The organism is Thermodesulfobacterium hydrogeniphilum (genome assembly GCF_000746255.1).
In the GTDB taxonomy this organism is placed as follows: Bacteria; Desulfobacterota; Thermodesulfobacteria; order Thermodesulfobacteriales; family Thermodesulfobacteriaceae; genus Thermodesulfobacterium; species Thermodesulfobacterium hydrogeniphilum.
In genome coordinates, this window is record NZ_JQKW01000013.1 from 51,911 (window position 1) to 69,075 (window position 17,165).

The 17,165-nt window shown below is 31.8% G+C and carries 14 protein-coding genes and 1 tRNA gene; 8 read left to right on the forward strand and 7 right to left on the reverse strand.

The annotated features are described in order from the left end of the window. The first annotated feature begins 52 nt into the window (after positions 1 to 52). Together CC87_RS07730 and CC87_RS07735 are read left to right on the forward strand one after the other, a co-directional pair. Positions 53 to 388, forward strand: coding sequence for a hypothetical protein (locus CC87_RS07730; protein ID WP_156955603.1), 336 nt, complete (start codon positions 53 to 55; stop codon positions 386 to 388). 154 nt (positions 389 to 542) lie between these two features. Continuing rightward, a complete protein-coding gene (locus CC87_RS07735) occupies positions 543 to 1,394 on the forward strand; it encodes a universal stress protein (protein ID WP_038057835.1) in 852 nt (283 codons plus the stop codon). Between the two features lie 4 nt (positions 1,395 to 1,398). On the opposite strand, the gene dnaB is transcribed toward CC87_RS07735, so the two are convergent. From dnaB to purB, 7 genes are all read right to left on the reverse strand, one after another. Continuing rightward, complete coding sequence (gene dnaB / locus CC87_RS07740; RefSeq protein WP_084222235.1) at positions 1,399 to 2,781, reverse strand: replicative DNA helicase; 1,383 nt, start codon at positions 2,779 to 2,781, stop codon at positions 1,399 to 1,401. A gap of 8 nt (positions 2,782 to 2,789) precedes the next feature. Continuing rightward, positions 2,790 to 3,236: a 50S ribosomal protein L9 gene (rplI, locus tag CC87_RS07745; protein ID WP_038057837.1), complete on the reverse strand. Its 447-nt coding sequence runs from the start codon at positions 3,234 to 3,236 to the stop codon at positions 2,790 to 2,792. Positions 3,237 to 3,257: 21 nt separating this feature from the next. Next, complete coding sequence (rpsR, locus tag CC87_RS07750; RefSeq protein WP_038057839.1) at positions 3,258 to 3,509, reverse strand: 30S ribosomal protein S18; 252 nt, start codon at positions 3,507 to 3,509, stop codon at positions 3,258 to 3,260. A 28-nt stretch (positions 3,510 to 3,537) separates the two neighbouring features. Then, positions 3,538 to 3,900, reverse strand: coding sequence for a 30S ribosomal protein S6 (gene rpsF / locus CC87_RS07755; protein WP_051920767.1), 363 nt, complete (start codon positions 3,898 to 3,900; stop codon positions 3,538 to 3,540). A 62-nt stretch (positions 3,901 to 3,962) separates the two neighbouring features. After that, positions 3,963 to 4,034, reverse strand: a tRNA-Val gene (locus tag CC87_RS07760). Between the two features lie 25 nt (positions 4,035 to 4,059). Further along, on the reverse strand, positions 4,060 to 4,458 hold the full coding sequence (locus tag CC87_RS07765; protein ID WP_038057840.1) for a (deoxy)nucleoside triphosphate pyrophosphohydrolase: 399 nt from the start codon (positions 4,456 to 4,458) through the stop codon (positions 4,060 to 4,062). Beyond that, positions 4,458 to 5,786, reverse strand: coding sequence for an adenylosuccinate lyase (gene purB / locus CC87_RS07770; protein WP_038057841.1), 1,329 nt, complete (start codon positions 5,784 to 5,786; stop codon positions 4,458 to 4,460). Before purB ends, CC87_RS07765 begins: the two co-directional genes overlap by 1 nt. 196 nt (positions 5,787 to 5,982) lie before the next feature. Here purB and CC87_RS08780 point away from each other — a divergent pair, with 196 nt between their 5' ends. From CC87_RS08780 to CC87_RS07805, 6 genes are all read left to right on the forward strand, one after another. Next, positions 5,983 to 7,149 carry a C40 family peptidase gene (locus tag CC87_RS08780; protein WP_211248412.1) on the forward strand — a complete coding sequence of 389 codons (1,167 nt, stop codon included), beginning with the start codon at positions 5,983 to 5,985 and terminating at the stop codon, positions 7,147 to 7,149. Positions 7,150 to 7,501: 352 nt separating this feature from the next. Continuing rightward, complete coding sequence (locus CC87_RS07780) at positions 7,502 to 9,265, forward strand: formate--tetrahydrofolate ligase (protein WP_038057843.1); 1,764 nt, start codon at positions 7,502 to 7,504, stop codon at positions 9,263 to 9,265. Between the two features lie 14 nt (positions 9,266 to 9,279). Then, a complete protein-coding gene (gene folD / locus CC87_RS07785) occupies positions 9,280 to 10,182 on the forward strand; it encodes a bifunctional methylenetetrahydrofolate dehydrogenase/methenyltetrahydrofolate cyclohydrolase FolD (protein WP_038057844.1) in 903 nt (300 codons plus the stop codon). Further along, positions 10,182 to 12,197: an anaerobic carbon-monoxide dehydrogenase catalytic subunit gene (gene cooS, locus CC87_RS07790; RefSeq protein ID WP_051920770.1), complete on the forward strand. Its 2,016-nt coding sequence runs from the start codon at positions 10,182 to 10,184 to the stop codon at positions 12,195 to 12,197. The genes folD and cooS overlap by 1 nt, the downstream gene beginning before the upstream one ends. A gap of 13 nt (positions 12,198 to 12,210) precedes the next feature. Continuing rightward, positions 12,211 to 13,989, forward strand: coding sequence for an anaerobic carbon-monoxide dehydrogenase catalytic subunit (locus tag CC87_RS07795; protein WP_038057845.1), 1,779 nt, complete (start codon positions 12,211 to 12,213; stop codon positions 13,987 to 13,989). A 54-nt stretch (positions 13,990 to 14,043) separates the two neighbouring features. Then, positions 14,044 to 17,124: an FAD-dependent oxidoreductase gene (locus CC87_RS07805; protein ID WP_156955604.1), complete on the forward strand. Its 3,081-nt coding sequence runs from the start codon at positions 14,044 to 14,046 to the stop codon at positions 17,122 to 17,124. Positions 17,125 to 17,165 lie beyond the last annotated feature (41 nt).

Genomic DNA, 17,165 nt, shown 5'->3' on the forward strand with positions numbered 1-17,165 from the left:
TCTTTCAAATTTGCATCTCGTAAAACTTATTAAAGGTAACGCAGCTATAAATATGGTTAATAGATTACATGGTAAACCTATTCAAGTCAAAAAAGCCTGGGTTGCTTATTATAAAGATACTCATCAAAATAAAGCCATAATTTGGGTATCTGAAGCTTTTACATCTTCTCAAGGTAAAAAACAAACAGAAATAATGATGGAAAAAATTTTAAAAGGTAAAAGCCCTTTTTATAACTTCCAAGAAAAAGAAATTAGTCATACTTTAATTTATTTCTTTTCCGGACTTGGTAAAAACCATGCTGTTTTTTATAAAAATAAGTTAGTTTTTTGGATTACAGCTAATCATCAGACTATTGATAAAATAATAAATTATTATCTTAATTTGTAAATATTTCCTATAATTTCATTCTTTTCAAAATTCCTTTAAACTTTATACTTTAAATTTTCCTTGACTATCAAGAATAAAATTCTTATAATATTTTTTTAAATAGTATAATTATTAAAAAAATTTAGACCTTAAATAAAAGCATAGGGAGGTGCTTATGTGTAAATATAAGAAATTTTTAATAGCTACTGATGGATCTGAATCAAGTGCACATGCTGTGGAAGAGGCTTTAAAATTTGCTAAGGAAACTCAAGCTGAAGTTAGTGTAATTAGTGTTATTCCACCTGTTAAAGGATTAAGCAGTTCTCTTTCTATATTTGGTCATATTACGGAGTTAGCAAGAAAACCTTATGTGAAAGCTTTAGAAGTAGCCAAAGATATGGCTGAAGATGAAGATCTTTCTATAAAAACTGTTCTTGAAGAAGGTGAGCCTTACGAAAAAATTATTGAAACTGCTAAGAAAGAAGGGTGTGATGTTATTATATTAGGACGCAGAGGTATTACAGCTTTTGAAAAAATATTGATTGGTAGCACAGCTACCAGGCTTATCAATGAAAGTCCTGTAGATCTTTTGTTAGTCCCGAGAAATTCTCAGATCTCCTTCAAGAAAATTTTAGCTGCTACTGATCTATCTGAGCATGGAAATAGAGCAGTTGAAAAAGCCGGAAAATTGGCTAAAGCTTATAATGGTGACTTAGCTATCATTTCTGTAATACATCTACCTCCAGAATTAATTGTGGGAGCAGAAGAAATTATGAATATGCTAACAGAAGAAATAGCAAAAGAAATAACTCCTATAAAAGAAAAAATTCAAAAACTTGGGCTTGAACCACAAATTTTTATAGAAAAAGGAGAGCCTCATATAATAATAACAAATAAATTAAAGGATATAGAAGCTACTATTCTTACCATAGGTGCAAATCAAGAGACAGGTAAAAAGTTTACTGGAAGTATAGCTCAAAAAATAATTGCAAATTCTAATGTTCCTATTTTAGTTGTAAAGAAATAATTATTTATATCCCTGAAGTTTCTAAGTTGCCAAAAGAGGTGAATTGAGAAAAATATGCTAATTTAACAGTACCCATAGGACCATTTCTTTGTTTTCCTATAATGATTTCTGCTATACCTTTTTCTGGACTTTCTTTATTATAAAAATCATCTCTATAAATAAACAAAATCACATCTGCATCCTGTTCAATAGCTCCGGATTCTCTAAGATCTGAAAGTTGAGGTCTTTTATCAGGACGTTCTTCTACTTTTCTATTTAACTGAGAAAGTGCAATAACAGGAACATTTAATTCTTTGGCTAAAGCCTTAAGTCCTGCGGATATTTCTGAAATTTCCTGTTCTCTTCTCTCTTTCCTTTCTAAGCCTTTCATCAATTGCAAATAATCTATAACAATAAGACCCAAAGGAATTTCTTTTAATAATTTTTTAGCTTTAGCTTTTACTTCTAAAATATTAATCCCTGGTGTTTCATCAATATAGATGGATAACTGACTTAAAGTTGAAGCAGCTTGAGCTATTTTTTGCCATTCTTGAGAATCAAGTTGTCCTGTTCTAAATTTCTGAAAATTCACTTTAGCTTCTGCACAGAGCATTCTGGCACAAAGCTGTTGTTTACTCATCTCTAAGGAAAAAACAGCAGCACCAATATTACTTTGTTTACAGGCATTCCTTACAATATCTAAAGCTAAAGCTGTTTTCCCCATTCCTGGACGAGCTGCAATAACAATAAGATCACCCTTCTGAAGTCCTGCTGTCATTCTATCTAAATCATAAAATCCTGTAGGAATTCCTGTAATTAAATCTCCTCTTTGATAAATATTCTCTAAATATCTAATAGTATCCTTAACGACATCTTTTAAAGGAGAAAAGCTATCCTTTCTACCATAATTAGATAATTCAAAAAAAGCCTTTTCAGCATAACTTAAAAGCTCATGAGAGTCTTCTGTTGAATAATAAACACGATAAATAAGATCTTGGCTAATTTTTATAATTTCTCTTAAAATACTTTTTTCTTTGACTATTTTAGCATAATGTAAAATATGAGCAGATGTAGGAAGAAGCCCTACTATTTCTGTAAGATAAACTACTCCACCAGCTTTATCTAATTCTCCTCTTTTTTCAAGCTCATTATGGACTGTAACAATATCTATAGGTTCATCTCTTTCAAATAAAGCTAAAAAAGCAGAATAAATAAGACGATGTGCTAAAGAATAAAAGTCTTCTGGTTTTAAAAAATCTATAATTTTAACAATAGAAGAGGGATCAACAAAGATACTGGCTAATATATACTTTTCTGCCTGAAGGTCCTGAGGTGGTAAAAGTTCTGGGGGAAAAACCTCCCCCAATTGATCTCCTTTACTTTTCTTGTTTTTTTTATTAGAAGGCATTTAAATTTTTATTTTTCTTCTAATACTTCTACTTTTATATTCACAACTTTGTCATTGCTTAATTTTATAGGAACCTCAAATGATCCTAAACTTTTAATCGGTTCTTCTAAATCTACATATTTTTTATCAAGTTCTATACCATGTTCTTTCAAAGCATTTACAATATCTAAAGCACTTACAGATCCATAAATTCTCTCTTCATCAATTTTTTTTCTATATATAGTAAGAGTAATACCTTCTAATTTTTCTGCTAAACTTTCAAGTTTCTTTCTTTCTCTTTCTGCTTTAGCCAGAATAATTTTCCTTTGCTTTTCTAAAGCTTTTATATTTTTCTGATTAGCAGGAATAGCAAACCCTTTAGGAATAAGATAATTTCTGGCATAGCCATCTTTAACTTTAACTATATCTCCTGCTTTCCCAAGCTTGGGAATATCAGTTCTTAAAATAACTTCCATTGGATATCCTCCTTTTAAAGATTATTCCATTTCAATATCAGCTACAAAAGGTAAGAGCGCCATAATCCTTGCCCTTTTAATAGCAGTTGTAAGCTGTCTTTGATGATATGCACAAGTTCCAGTCTGTCTTCTATGAATAATCATACCCTTTTCATTTAAGAAAGGTTTTAAAACTTCAGGATTTTTATAATCAATCTTTAAACTTGGATCTGCACAAAATCTACAAAATTTCTTTCTGCTGAAAGTTCTTCTTTTTATAATAACATTATCCATTGTTTTTTCCCTCCTTTTTAATTTTTATTTAAGCTGTCTGAGTAGCTTCTTGTGTTCCTTCTTGAGAAGGAGAATATTTATCCTCTAATTTCACAATTATAAATCTAATTACTCTTTCATCAATTCTAAAAAAATCTTCTAAAGCCTTGGGTAAATCTGCCAGACCATAAAACTCTATCAAAATATAATATCCCTGTTTCCTTTTTTCAATTGGATAAGCAAGCTTTCTCAAACCCCATTCATCAATTTTTAAAATTCCTCCTTCTTTGGACTCAACGATTTCTTTAATTTTTTCTAAAACCTGATCTTTTTCTGAAACACGATCAGGATGAATAATAAACAGGGTTTCCCATTTACGAATTCTTTTAACAGGTCTCCACAATTCTACCATAAATCCCCTCCTTTTGGTCTAATTTGGCCCCCGTTTATATCAAGAGGGAGCAAGGAGGAAAATGGGCGGTGCAGGATTCGAACCTGCGACATCCACCGTGTGAGGATGGCGCTCTACCCCTGAGCTAACCGCCCTCCCTCCAATATTTAATAAATAAAATTACCCTATTTTTTGTTTTTTACAAGCCCTCAGATTCTTTAGAAGTTTTTTATCAGCAGGACAAAGCTCCAACCTTTCAGCCTCCTCCAGATCTACCCATTTCTTTTCTATAGCTTCTTTTAGTTTGGGCTCCCCCTCACTTTCAACTTCAAGTAAATAAAGTTCTATCTCTCCTTCGGGATATCTATGTCTGATTTTATCAAGCAATTTTTTAACCTTAACCTCTACACCAAGCTCTTCACTTAATTCTCTTTTTATAGCCTCTTCCAAAGTTTCCCCTTTTTCAACTTTACCACCAGGAAATTCCCAAAGCCCTCCTCTTCTTTTATTAAAAGGCCTTCTTACAAGTAAAACCTTTCCATTTTTTTTAAATAAACCTGCAACAACTTTTAAAATCATTAATCTGAAAAGACCCTCTCAAATATTTTGTCTATATTTTTTAAATAATACTTCACATCAAAGACCTTTTCAATCTCTTGTTGAGAAAGAACTTTCAAAATCCTTTTGTCCTGCAAAACAAGGTCTTTAAAATTAAGTGTCTCATCTTGCCAGACCTTCATAGCAATCTCCTGAACTATCTTATAGGCTTCTTCTCTTGTCATACCCTTTTCTGTAAGAGCAAGCATGATTTGTTGAGAAAAAATCAAACCTCTCAACAAATTAAAATTTTTCTCCATCCTTTCAGGATAAACCATCAATTTTTTAAGCAATCCTTCAAGTCTTACTAACATAAAATCAGCTACTGTAGTAGCATCAGGAATAATTACTCTTTCTACAGAAGAATGACTTATATCTCTTTCATGCCATAGAGCTACATTTTCAAGAGCTGGTATTAAATAACCTCTTAAAAGTCTTGCCAAACCGCAAAGATTTTCAGAAAGAATAGGATTCCTTTTATGAGGCATAGCAGAAGAACCCTTTTGTCCAGGAGAAAAATATTCCTCTGCCTCAAGAACCTCAGTTCTTTGTAAATGTCTTATTTCTGTAGCAATTTTTTCTACTGTAGTTCCAAGAATAGCAAGAGAAGCCATATATTCAGCATATCTATCTCTTTGAATAATCTGGTTTGTAACAGGATCTGGTTTCAAACCAAGCTTTTCACAAACATAAGCCTCTATTTCTGGTGGAACATGAGCAAAAGTCCCCACTGCCCCTGAGATTTTTCCATAAGAAATATTTTCTAAAGCGTTTTCCAATCTTTTTTCATTTCTTTTCATTTCTTCATACCATAGCGCCAGTTTAAAACCAAAAGTAATAGGCTCTGCATGAATTCCATGGGTTCTTCCTATCATTAAAGTATCTTTAAATTCATAAGCTCTGTCCTTTAAAATTTCTTTAATTCTTTTTAAATCCTCTATAATGATTTCCATAGCTCTTTTCATTAGCCATGCCATAGCAGTATCAAGCATATCAGAAGAGGTCATACCCAAATGTAAATAACGCGCAGAGGGTCCTATAATCTCTGCAAGATGCGTTAAAAATGCTATAACATCATGTTTAGTTTCCTTCTCTATCTCCTCAATTCTCTTTAAGTTTTCTTCTTTAAAACCTCCTTCCTGCATATAAGGCTTAAGTTTTTCTTTAATTATCTGATAATCTTCTTCAGGAACTTTACCCAATTTATACCAGGCTTCACAAGCATAAAACTCTACTAAACACCAAGCTCTTAATTTTTCTTCAGGACTCCAAAGTTTAGCCATGATAGGTCTTGTATATCTTGGAATCATTTTTTACCTCCCTTTTTGAGTTTTTAAGTTTATTCTATCTAAATCTTTTAAATTAGCAATCTTAAAACTTTGTGTATTTTTAAAAATTACATTGACTTTTCCTTTTTTTTGAGTATAAATATTCTTAAAATTTTTCCTGGTTTAGATTATGATTAATTCTAATTCTTTCAAAAATTTTTTGTTTATTTTAAATTTTTTGCTTTTTTCTATATTTTATAAAAATTTATCAGCCAAAACTATTCAAAAAAATAAAATCAAGTCAAATCAAAATATTCAATATAATTTTTATTATATAGTTAAAAAAGGAGATACATTATACCATATTGCTAAAAAATTCCATATATCTATCAAAAAGCTTAAAAAACTTAATAATCTTAAAAGTAATCTTATTAAACCCGGACAAAGGTTGAAAATTGGTGGAATTCAAAAAAAAACTGAATTAACTCTGGCAGAATCTAAAAAAAATTTAATAAATCTTCCTTATTTTTATTATGTAGTTAAACGAGGAGATAATTTATATAAAATTGCTAAAAAGTTTGATACCTCTGTTAGATTGCTTAAAAAACTCAATCATCTTAGAAGTGGTCTTATAAAACCTGGACAGAAAATAAAAATTCCTGAGATTTATGTGATTAAACCCACGCTTATTAATATTCCTGGCTTAATAAATCATAAAGTAAAAAGAGGAGAAACTTTATATACTATTTCTTTAAAATATAATGTTCCCATTGAAACTATAAAAAAAATAAATCATTTAAATGATAATTTTATTTTCGTGGGACAAATTCTTAAAATACCTAAAAATTCTAAAGAAGCTTTTATTTTAAAAAATCCAGCTTTGACTTATCAACAAAAAATAGAAGATAAAACTTTATCTAAAAAATTTCACAATCTTTTTTTATCAAAATCTGTTTTAGGAAAAGAAGAAGAACAATTACTTAGAGATAAATTTTTAGAAATTTCCAAACAATATAGACGTTATAGATACAAATATGGTGGTAACGGAAATAATGGTTATTTAGATTGTTCTATGTTTGTTAAACTTGTTTATGAAGAACTGGGTATTTCCTTGCCAAGAACTTCAAGAGAGCAATTCAGAATTGGAATAAAAGTAAATAAAAATGAACTTATACCTGGTGACCTGGTATTTTTTTCTAAATATAGGAGAAAAAAATATGTTTCTCATGTGGGCATTTATATAGGTAATAACAAATTTGTGCATTTTTGTTCTGCAAAAAGGGGATTGGCTATTGATTCCTTAAATAGTCATTATTTTAGAACTCATTTTGTAGGTGCTAAGAGAATTCTTAATTTAAATCTTTTTAAACATATCTGCAAGTTAAGTAAAAATACAGAATCTTAAAATTTTTAAAAAATTCTATAAAATTACCTAAGTTTGTAGTTTTTATAATTAAGGATCTTTTAAATAAGCCTTGTCAAAAAATTTAAATTATGTCATAATTATCTTATTGAGTTATATACTAATTTTATTGAGAATTTTTCCTATTTTAGCAAATGAAAACTGGGGAAAAATTTCTCAATATAATAAAAAGATTTTATTTTTTAGGGAATTTTTCCTCAATTTTTTATTTTTACCTTTAATAACAAAAATTTTTTAAAAGTAATATTTACTTATTAAGAAAAGGTTACGAGCTGTATATTTTAGGTATGAGAATTGCTATTATTGAAAATACAATTTCAAAAGGAGGTGGATTATGAAATTAGATCCTACCAAGATGAAAGATTGGGAAATAGCCTATGAAGCTGAAAAAAGTATGAAAACAGTTTATCAATTAGCAGAAGAGATGGGATTAACAAAAGAGGAGTTATTACCTTATGGTCATTATGTAGCCAAAATAGATTATAAAAAAGTATTAGAAAGATTAAAGGATAGACAAAATGGGAAATATATTGATGTAACAGCTATTACGCCTACTCCTTTAGGAGAGGGGAAGACCACTACTTTAATAGGATTGGTAGAGGGCCTTGGTAAAAGAGGAAAAAATGTCATAGGAACTATCAGACAACCCTCTGGAGGTCCTACTTTCAATATAAAAGGAAGTGCAGCAGGAGGAGGATTAGCTCAAGTAATTCCTTTAGATAAGTTTTCTTTGGGGCTTACAGGAGATATAAATGCTGTTATGAATGCTCATAATTTAGCTATGGTGGCTTTAACAGCAAGAATGCAACATGAAGCAAATTATAATGATGAAATTCTGGCTAAAAAGGGATTAAAAAGACTTAATATAGATCCTAAAAGAGTTGAAATGGGATGGGTTATAGATTTTTGTGCTCAAGCTTTAAGACATATTGTAATAGGACTTGGAGGTAAAAAGGATGGTTATCCTATGGAAAGTAAATTCTGGATCGCTGTTGCTTCTGAAGTTATGGCTATTTTAGCTGTAGCTAAGGATTTAAAAGACCTTAGAGAAAGGATTGGAAAGATTGTGGTTGCCTTTGATAAGTTTGGCAATCCTATTACTACCGAAGATTTAGAAGTAGCTGGAGCTATGACTGCCTGGTTAGTAGATGCTATTAATCCAAATTTAATGCAAACTCTGGAAGGACAACCTATGTTAGTCCATGCTGGACCTTTTGCTAATATTGCTATAGGACAAAGTTCTATTATTGCAGATTATGTAGCCCTTAAATTAGGAGATTATATAGTCACAGAATCTGGATTTGCTGCAGATATAGGTTTTGAAAAATTCTGGAATATTAAATGCAGACTTTCTGGGTTAAAACCTGATGCAGTAGTTATTGTAGCTACTATTAGAGCTCTTAAATGTCATGGTGGAGCACCAATTCCTAAACCAGGAGCACCAATTCCCAAGGAATACTTAGAAGAAAATTTAGAATGGGTAGAAAAAGGATGCGAAAATCTTTTGCATTGTGTAAATATTGTTAAAAAGAGTGGAGCTACTCCTGTGGTTTGTATTAATAAATTTTATGCTGATACTGAAAATGAAGTGAAATTAGTAAAAAGAATTTGTGAAGAGGCTGGAGTAAGAGTGGCTTATTCTGACCATTGGTTAAAAGGTGGCGAGGGAGCTTTAGAACTTGCAGATGCAGTTATAGATGCCTGTAATGAACCTTCAGATTTTAAATTTCTTTATGAATTAGATGAACCTATTAAGGATAGAATTGAAAAAATTGCTAAGGAAGTTTATGGAGCAGATGGAGTTATTTATCTTCCAGATGCAGAACAAAAAATCAAATATCTTGAATCAGATCCTGAATTAAGAAAAATGCCCATTTGTATGGTTAAAACTCATTTATCCTTATCAGATGATCCAAGTAAAAAAGGAGTGCCTAAGGGATGGCAATTAAGGGTAAGAGAAGTTCTTATTTATAGAGGTTCTGGATTTATTGTTCCAGTAGCAGGAGATATCAATCTTATGCCAGGAACTGATTCAGATCCAGCTTATAGAAGAATAGATGTGGATTTAGAAACAGGAAAGGTTAAAGGATTATTCTAAAATAGGAGGAAAAAATGGCTGCTAAAATTTTAAGTGGAAAAGAAATTGCCCAAGAAATAAGATCACAGATAAAAGCAGAAGTAGATGAATTAAAAAATAAACACGGAATTATCCCAGGTTTAGTTACTATTTTAGTTGGAGAAAATCCTGCTTCTGTATCCTATGTTAAGGCTAAACAAAAAACAGCTCATGAATTAGGATTTTATTCTATTCAGGAAAATCTTCCTGAAGATGTTTCAGAAGATGAATTATTAAAATTAATAGATAAATATAATAAAGATCCTAAAATTCATGGAATTTTGGTTCAGCTTCCTTTACCAAAGCATATTAATGAGAACAAAATCCTATATGCTATAGATCCAAGAAAAGATGTAGATGGCTTTCATCCTGTAAATGTAGGGAAAATGGTAATAGGAGAACCTGGTTTTATTCCCTGCACCCCTTATGGAATATTGGTTATGCTTTCTAAAGCAGGTTGTCAGGTAGAAGGAGCAGAGGTAGTAGTTGTTGGAAGGAGTAATATTGTAGGGAAACCAGTAGCCATACTTCTTATGCAAAAAAGAAAGCCTGTTGGGAATGCTACAGTAACAGTTTGTCATACTGCTACAAAAGATGTTGCTTTTCATACAAGAAGAGCAGACATTTTAATTGTAGCAGCTGGACGTCCTAAAGTAATTACTGCTGATATGGTAAAAGAAGGTGCTGTAGTAATAGATGTAGGAGTAAATAGAATAGGAACAACTCCTGAAGGAAAAGCAATTCTTTGTGGAGATGTAGATTTTGAAAATGTAAAAGAAAAAGCCAGTGTTATCACCCCTGTTCCTGGAGGGGTGGGACCAATGACCATTACCATGCTTATGAAAAATACCTTAGAATCAGCAAAAGCTTGGCATGGATTACCAAGTGAGGTGGCTTAATGAAAAATAAAAAATTTGAAAACAGAAAGAAAACTATAGAAGAGCTTTATAATTCTCTTAAAGATGAAGTTTTAACTGCTCCCAAGAGAGTTATTAAAAGAGGGGTAACTCCTTGTCTTTTTGGAAAGGGTGGAACCTGTTGCAGAATTTGTAATATGGGTCCCTGTCAGGTAGTAGAAGGTGTGGAAGATTTAAAGGGAATTTGTGGAGCTTCTTCAGCTACTGTAACAGCAAGAAATTTTGCCAGAATGGTAGTAGGAGGAGCTTCTGCTCATTCTGATCATGGAAGAGATATTGCTTTGGCTTTTTATGAAACTGTTCATGGAGACTCTCAATTTGAGGTTAGAGATAAAAGAAAGCTAAGAGTAATAGCTCATGCTTTAGGAATAGATCCAAGTTTATCTGAAAAAGATATATTGTACAAAATAGCTGAAATAGCGTTGGAATGTTTTGGACAGATGGAAGGAGAATTAGCTTTTGGTCATAGAGCGCCTCAACCTTTACAGGAAAAATGGAGGAAGTATGGTGTTTTTCCAAGAGGAGTTGATAAGGAGATTGTAGAACTTTTACATAGAACTTCTACCGGGATTGATCAGGATTATAAGAAAATTCTTTTAGCTGCTGCCAGATGCTCATTGGCAGATGGCTGGGGTGGTTCAATGATAGCTTCAGAATTACAGGATTTTCTTCTTGGTAATCCCCAGCCTATAAAAGCTAAGGTAAATATAGGTTTATCTGTTATTAAACCTGATATGATAAATGTGGCAGTTCATGGTCATGATCCACTTTTAGCTGATGCTTTAAGTATAGCAGCTTCTGATCCTGAAATTATAGCAGAAGCCCAAAAAGTTGGAGCTAAAGGAATAAATTTAGCAGGAGTTTGTTGCACAGGAAATGAAGTTCTAATGAGAAAGGGTATTCCAGTTGCAGGAAGTTTTCTTCAGCAAGAAGTAGTAATTGCTACAGGTGCTATAGAGGTTATAGTGGTAGATATTCAATGTATTATGCAAAATATTGTAGAAATTGCTAAAAACTTTCATACAGAGGTTATTACTACCAATGATAGAGCAATGTTAGAAGGAGCTACTCATATACCTTTTGATCATAAAAAACCTTTAGATTCTGCTAAAGAAATCTTAAAAAGAGCAATAGCTCGTTATCCTTTAAGAGATCCTAATAAAGTTAGAATTCCTGATAATACTATAGATGTAATAGCAGGTTTTAGCACAGAAGCTATTATGTATATGCTTGGTGGTAGATTTAGAGCTTCTTTTAAACCTTTAAATGAAAATGTAATTAATGGAAAAATTTTGGGGGTAGCTGCTATAGTAGGATGTGATAATTACAGAGTGGATGAATCTTTACAAGTAGAGATAGCCAAGGAATTAATTGCTAATAATGTATTAGTTTTAACTACAGGTTGTTCTGCAATAGCTATGGGAGTAGCAGGGCTTCTTTCTCCAGAAGCTATAGAACTTGCAGGACCTGGTCTAAGAGAAGTTTTGGAAGCTATAGGAGCACCTCCTGTTCTTCATATGGGGTCCTGTGTTGATAATTCTCGTATTCTTATTGCTACTACAGAAATAGTTCATACAGGTGGCTTAGGAGATGATATTTATCAACTTCCTGCTGTTGGTGCTGCACCTGAATGGATGAGTGAAAAGGCCATTTCAATAGGAATGTATTTTGTCTCAAGCGGAGTCCAAGTTGTTTTTGGACCTGATTTTCCTACAGAAAAAAGCAAAGAAGTTACAGATTTTCTTTTTTATGAAATAGAAAATTATTTTGGAGGATCTTGGCGAATTGCCAGAAATGCTAATGAGTTTGTAAACATTATGATGGATAGAATTAATCAGCAAAGGATAAAACTCGGTATTGACAAACCAAAACCCAGAATACTCTATGATATGGCTATGAGAAGAGCTTTAGAAGAGCCAAAGTATATTACTCCATTCCATGGTTTGGGGTGTTTTGGCTGGCGTTTAAAGACTGAAAAATTAGATAAAGCAGCTTAAGGAGATAAAAAGTATGTTAGATAAAAGAGCGAGATTTAAAACAAAACCGGAACCTGTTAGAAAAATTATCAAGAATGATTTTTTCTCTTTGAGAGAAAAGTTTTCTATAGCTTTTAAAAACTTCCAAAAAAGACCTGCTACTTCCTGTAAATTTTCTAAGGGAATGAATTGTTGTAGAGTTTGTAATATGGGACCCTGCCAGATTATGGAGGGTTTTGAAGAACTTAAAGGAATTTGCGGTGCTTCTGCTTCTACAGTGGTTAGTAGAAATTTTTCCAGAATGGTTGTAAGTGGAGCCTCTGCCCATTCTGAACATACAAGAGATATCCTTTTAACTTTGGCAAAAAAAATAGAAAATGGTTTTAAGATTAAAAATATAGAAAATTTTGAAAACTGGACAAAGGTGCTTGGTATTAAAATTGATTTGTCTGAAAAAGAGCTTTTATCTCAAATGATAGATAGGATTTTTAAAATTTTTAGTCAATCCCAAGGTAGGGTTTTAACAGCAGACCTGGCTCCTGATTCTTTAAAAGATAAATGGGAAAACTATAAAGTTTTTCCAAGAGGAATTAATAGAGAAATAGTGGAATTGTTTCATAAAACTACTGTAGGAGTTGATCAGGAATATAAAAATATTTTAAAGGGTGCTATAAGAACAGCTTTAGCAGATGGTTGGGGTTCCTCTTTAATTGCTTCTAAATTAAGAGATCTTATGTTTGATCTAAATAAACCTCTTGAAATAAAGGTAAATATAGGTTTAAACTGGATTGATCCTGAGAAAATAAATATTTCTGTTTATGAAACAGATCCTTCTTTGACAGAAGCTCTAATAAAAGCAAGCTCAGATGAAGAAATTTTTAAACTGATAAAGAAATCCAAAGCCAAGGGAATTAATTTCACTAATGTATTTAACAATGTTTCTTTAATGGGAAGTTTTATTCAGCAGGAAGTCTCCTTAGCTACAGGATTAATTGAAGCTATAGTAATTGGTTCTACCTGCGTAAGTCCAAATCTTGTTAAATTAGCTAATCAATATCACTCTTTAATTATTACTACAGATAAAAGATGTAATTTAGAGAAGGCAACTTATATAGAGTTTGAACGGACAAAGTCTTTGGAAGTAGCTAAGGAAATTCTTAAATTAGCAATTACAAGATTTAAATTAAGGGATAAAAGCAAAATAAGAGTACCTGAAAAAAGTTTTGATATTAAAATAGGATTTAGAGCTAATAATACTGATATAAATTATATAAAAGAAAAAATAGCCAAAAAAGATATTTTAGGAATAGTTTTTCTTCTTGGATGTGATACTCCTTGCTTAAGTGAGCCTCCTCAAATAAAAGTTGCTAAGGATCTTATAAAAAACAACCTTTTAGTTTTAGTATCAGGCTGCACAGCTACTTCTCTGGCTATGTCTGGTCTTTTATCTTTAGAAGGGCTTGATTTTGCTGGAGAAGGTTTGAAAAAAAGTCTTGAAAAGATAGAAGCTCCCCCTTTATGGTATTTAGGAGCTTGCATAGATGTTCCTCATATTTTTGAATTTTTAAAACAGGGCTTACCTATAGTAGCAGGAATCCCTGAATGGATGAGTGAAAGTATGGTTAGTGTAGCTATGTACTTATCCTGTAGTGGAATTCCTGTAGTTTTGGGATCAGATTTACCAACTCTTGGAAGTAAAAAAGTAACAGATTTTCTTTCTAAAGAAATGAAAGATCTTTTTGGGGGGTTTTGGTTAGGTTCAAAAAATTATGATGAATTTGTGAAAAATATAATAAGCCTTTTCAAAAATTAAAATAATTTTAATATTAAATGTATTAAACACTTTAAAAATCAAAAAGGAGAAAAGATGAAAAAAGGTAGAGTATTAATTGTAGGAGGAGGAATAGCAGGAATCCAGACAGCTTTAGATCTTTCAGAACTTGGATTTTATGTATATTTAGTTGAAAAGAAATCAACCATTGGTGGGGTGATGGCTCAACTTGATAAGACCTTCCCTACCAATGACTGTAGTATATGAATACTTGCTCCAAAAATGGTAGAGACCGGTAGGTCTCCAAATATAGAAATTCTTACTTTAACTGATATAGAAAAAGTTGAAAAAGAAGAGGATGGATACAGAGTTAAAGTTAAGATTAAACCAAGATATATTGACCCAAACAAATGTACAGCCTGTGGTGAATGTATGAAATATTGTCCAACCTTAGCTATAGATACTTATAATGTAGGATTAACATTTACCAGAGCAGCAAGAATAGATTTTCCTCAAGCTATTCCCACTTGTTATTATATTGATGAAGCCTCCTGTTTATATTTAAATCATGAAACTTGTAGAATTTGCACAAATGTATGTGGACCTAAAGCTATAGATTTTTCTCAAAAACCAGAAATAAAAGATTTAGAAGTCGGAGCTATTGTTTTAACTATTGGGTTTAGCGATGTTCCTGAAAGTGTTCTTAAAAAATATGGCTATGGTAAATATGAAGATGTTTTAACCAGTATGGAAATAGAAAGACTTATGTGTGTTTCTGGACCTACTCAAGGAGAAATTATAAGACCTTCAGATTTCAAACATCCTAAAAGGATCGCTTATATTCAGTGTATAGGATCTCGTAATTTAACTTGTGACAGACCTTATTGCTCTTCAGTATGCTGTATGTATGCTATTAAAGAAGCCTCAGTTTTAAAAGAACATGATCCTGATCTGGATATAACTTTATTTTATATGGATATAAGGACCCAGGGAAAAGGCTTTGATGCAGCTTTTAATAATGCTGTTAAAAAGTATGGATTCAAAATAATTAGAGGAAGACCAGCTAAAGTAGATAAAGTAGGGGATAAATTAGTTTTATCCTATGTTACAGAGGAGGGAGAATATAAGAGGGATTTTTATGATATGGTTGTTTTATCTACTGGACTTTCTCCACCTGAGGATGCTGAAAAAATAGCTGAGATTTTTGGCATAGATCTTAATGAATACAGATTTGTAGCGACTAAAAGTATAGCTCCTATTCAAACTTCTCAGCCTGGAATTTATGTAGCAGGAGCTTTTCAGGGACCTAAGGATATTCCAGAAAGTGTAACTCAAGCTTCTGCCGCAGCAGCTCAGGTTTCAGAAATTTTAAAAGAAGCGAGATTCTCAGCCACAATTAAAAAAGAATATCCTCCAGAGGAAAAAGAATTAATAAAAGAAGAACCAAGAATAGGGGTTTTTATTTGCCATTGCGGAGTAAATATTGCAGGAGTAGTGAAAGTTGAAGAGGTAAGAAATTATATAGAAAAATTTCCCAATGTAGTATTAGCAGAAACTGTACTTTATGCTTGTGCTCAAGATTTTTTAGAAGAATTAAAGAAAAAAATAAAAGAATATAAACTTAACAGAATTGTAATTGCAGCTTGCACTCCAAGAACTCATGAACCTTTATTTCAGGATACATTAAGGGAGGCAGGTCTTAATTTGGGTTTGTTTGAGATGGCAAATATTAGAGACCAGTGTGCCTGGGTGCATTCAGATAATCCTGACAAAGCTACTGAAAAAGCTAAAGATCTTGTAAGAATGGCTTTAGCTAAGGTTCAAAAGTTAGAACCTCTAAATATTCATACTGTAAAAGTTACTCCTTCTGCTCTGGTAATAGGAGGAGGGGTAGCAGGGATTACAGCAGCTTTATCCATAGCAGAACAGGGATATGAGGTCTATCTTGTAGAAAAAGAAAATGAGTTAGGAGGGAACTTAAAAAGAATTAAATATTTAATTACAGGAGAAGATCCAAAAGTTTTTCTGAAAGAACTAATAGAAAAAGTTAATAATCATCCAAAAATAAAAGTTTATCTTAATACAAAGGTAGAAAAGATCAGTGGTTATGTAGGTAATTTTACAACAGTATTAAAAAATGAAGAAAAAGAAAAAACTGTAAATCATGGTGTTATAATAGCAGCAACAGGAGCAAAGGAATATATACCAAGTAAATATCCTTATGATGGAAAGAAAGTTATTACACAGTTAGATTTAGAAAAAAAGCTTATAGAAGATAAAAGTTTTAAGAAAATCAAAAAAGTAGTAATGATTCAATGTGCAGGATCAAGAGGAGAAGAATTGAGTTATTGTAGCAAGGTATGCTGTCAGCAAGCTTTAAAAAATGCTTTAAAAATAAAGGAAATGTCTTCAAATACAGAAGTATATATCTTATATCAGGATATAAGAGCCTATGGATTTTATGAAAAGTATTATTTAGAAGCAAGAAAGAGAGGAATAAAATTTATAAGATATTTAAATAACAAGAGGCCAATGGTAGAGAAGAAAGGAAGAGGTGTAGTAGTCAAAGTATATGATCCTATTATAGGAGAAGAAATAGAAATAAAGCCTGATTTAGTAGTTTTATCTGTGGGAATAAAATTTCCAGAAGAAAATGAAATTGTGAATATGCTTAAATTACCAACTACTCAAGAAGGTTTTTTAATGGAAGCTCATGTCAAGCTGAGACCTGTTGAAACCACCTCTGATGGAGTTTTTATTTGTGGATTAGCTCATAGTCCTCAGCCTTTACCTGAGGTATTAGCCCAAGTAAAAGCAGCTGCAGCTAAAGCTTGTATTCTTTTAGCTAAGGGTGTAGTTGAAACTACTCCTTATATTGCCAGTATAAATGAAAAAAAGTGTATCGGATGTGGAATATGTGCAGAGCTTTGTCCTTTTAGTGCTATAGAAATGGTTAAAGTTGAAAAAAGAAGAAAAGCAAAAGTTATAACAGCATCTTGTAAAGGATGTGGAGTCTGTGCCAGTCATTGTCCTGTATTTGCTATAGATGTAGGGGGATTTTCAACAGAAGCTGTTCTTTCTCAAGTTCAAGCTTTTAAAGGATGGGAACTTTTGGAAAATCAAACAAAAAAAAACAGAAATGGAAGAAAAGAAAATAGAAAATTAAAGGAGGAATAAAAAATAATGGCAGGATTTGAGCCAAGGATATTAAGTTTTAT

Coding starts and splice junctions, on each gene's coding strand:
- CC87_RS07730 (WP_156955603.1), top strand. CDS start 53: ATGGTTAATAGATTACATGGTAAACCTATTCAAGTCAAAAAAGCCTGG.
- CC87_RS07735 (WP_038057835.1), top strand. CDS start 543: ATGTGTAAATATAAGAAATTTTTAATAGCTACTGATGGATCTGAATCA.
- dnaB (WP_084222235.1), bottom strand. CDS start 2,781: ATGCCTTCTAATAAAAAAAACAAGAAAAGTAAAGGAGATCAATTGGGG.
- rplI (WP_038057837.1), bottom strand. CDS start 3,236: ATGGAAGTTATTTTAAGAACTGATATTCCCAAGCTTGGGAAAGCAGGA.
- rpsR (WP_038057839.1), bottom strand. CDS start 3,509: ATGGATAATGTTATTATAAAAAGAAGAACTTTCAGCAGAAAGAAATTT.
- rpsF (WP_051920767.1), bottom strand. CDS start 3,900: ATGGTAGAATTGTGGAGACCTGTTAAAAGAATTCGTAAATGGGAAACC.
- CC87_RS07765 (WP_038057840.1), bottom strand. CDS start 4,458: ATGATTTTAAAAGTTGTTGCAGGTTTATTTAAAAAAAATGGAAAGGTT.
- purB (WP_038057841.1), bottom strand. CDS start 5,786: ATGATTCCAAGATATACAAGACCTATCATGGCTAAACTTTGGAGTCCT.
- CC87_RS07780 (WP_038057843.1), top strand. CDS start 7,502: ATGAAATTAGATCCTACCAAGATGAAAGATTGGGAAATAGCCTATGAA.
- folD (WP_038057844.1), top strand. CDS start 9,280: ATGGCTGCTAAAATTTTAAGTGGAAAAGAAATTGCCCAAGAAATAAGA.
- cooS (WP_051920770.1), top strand. CDS start 10,182: ATGAAAAATAAAAAATTTGAAAACAGAAAGAAAACTATAGAAGAGCTT.
- CC87_RS07795 (WP_038057845.1), top strand. CDS start 12,211: ATGTTAGATAAAAGAGCGAGATTTAAAACAAAACCGGAACCTGTTAGA.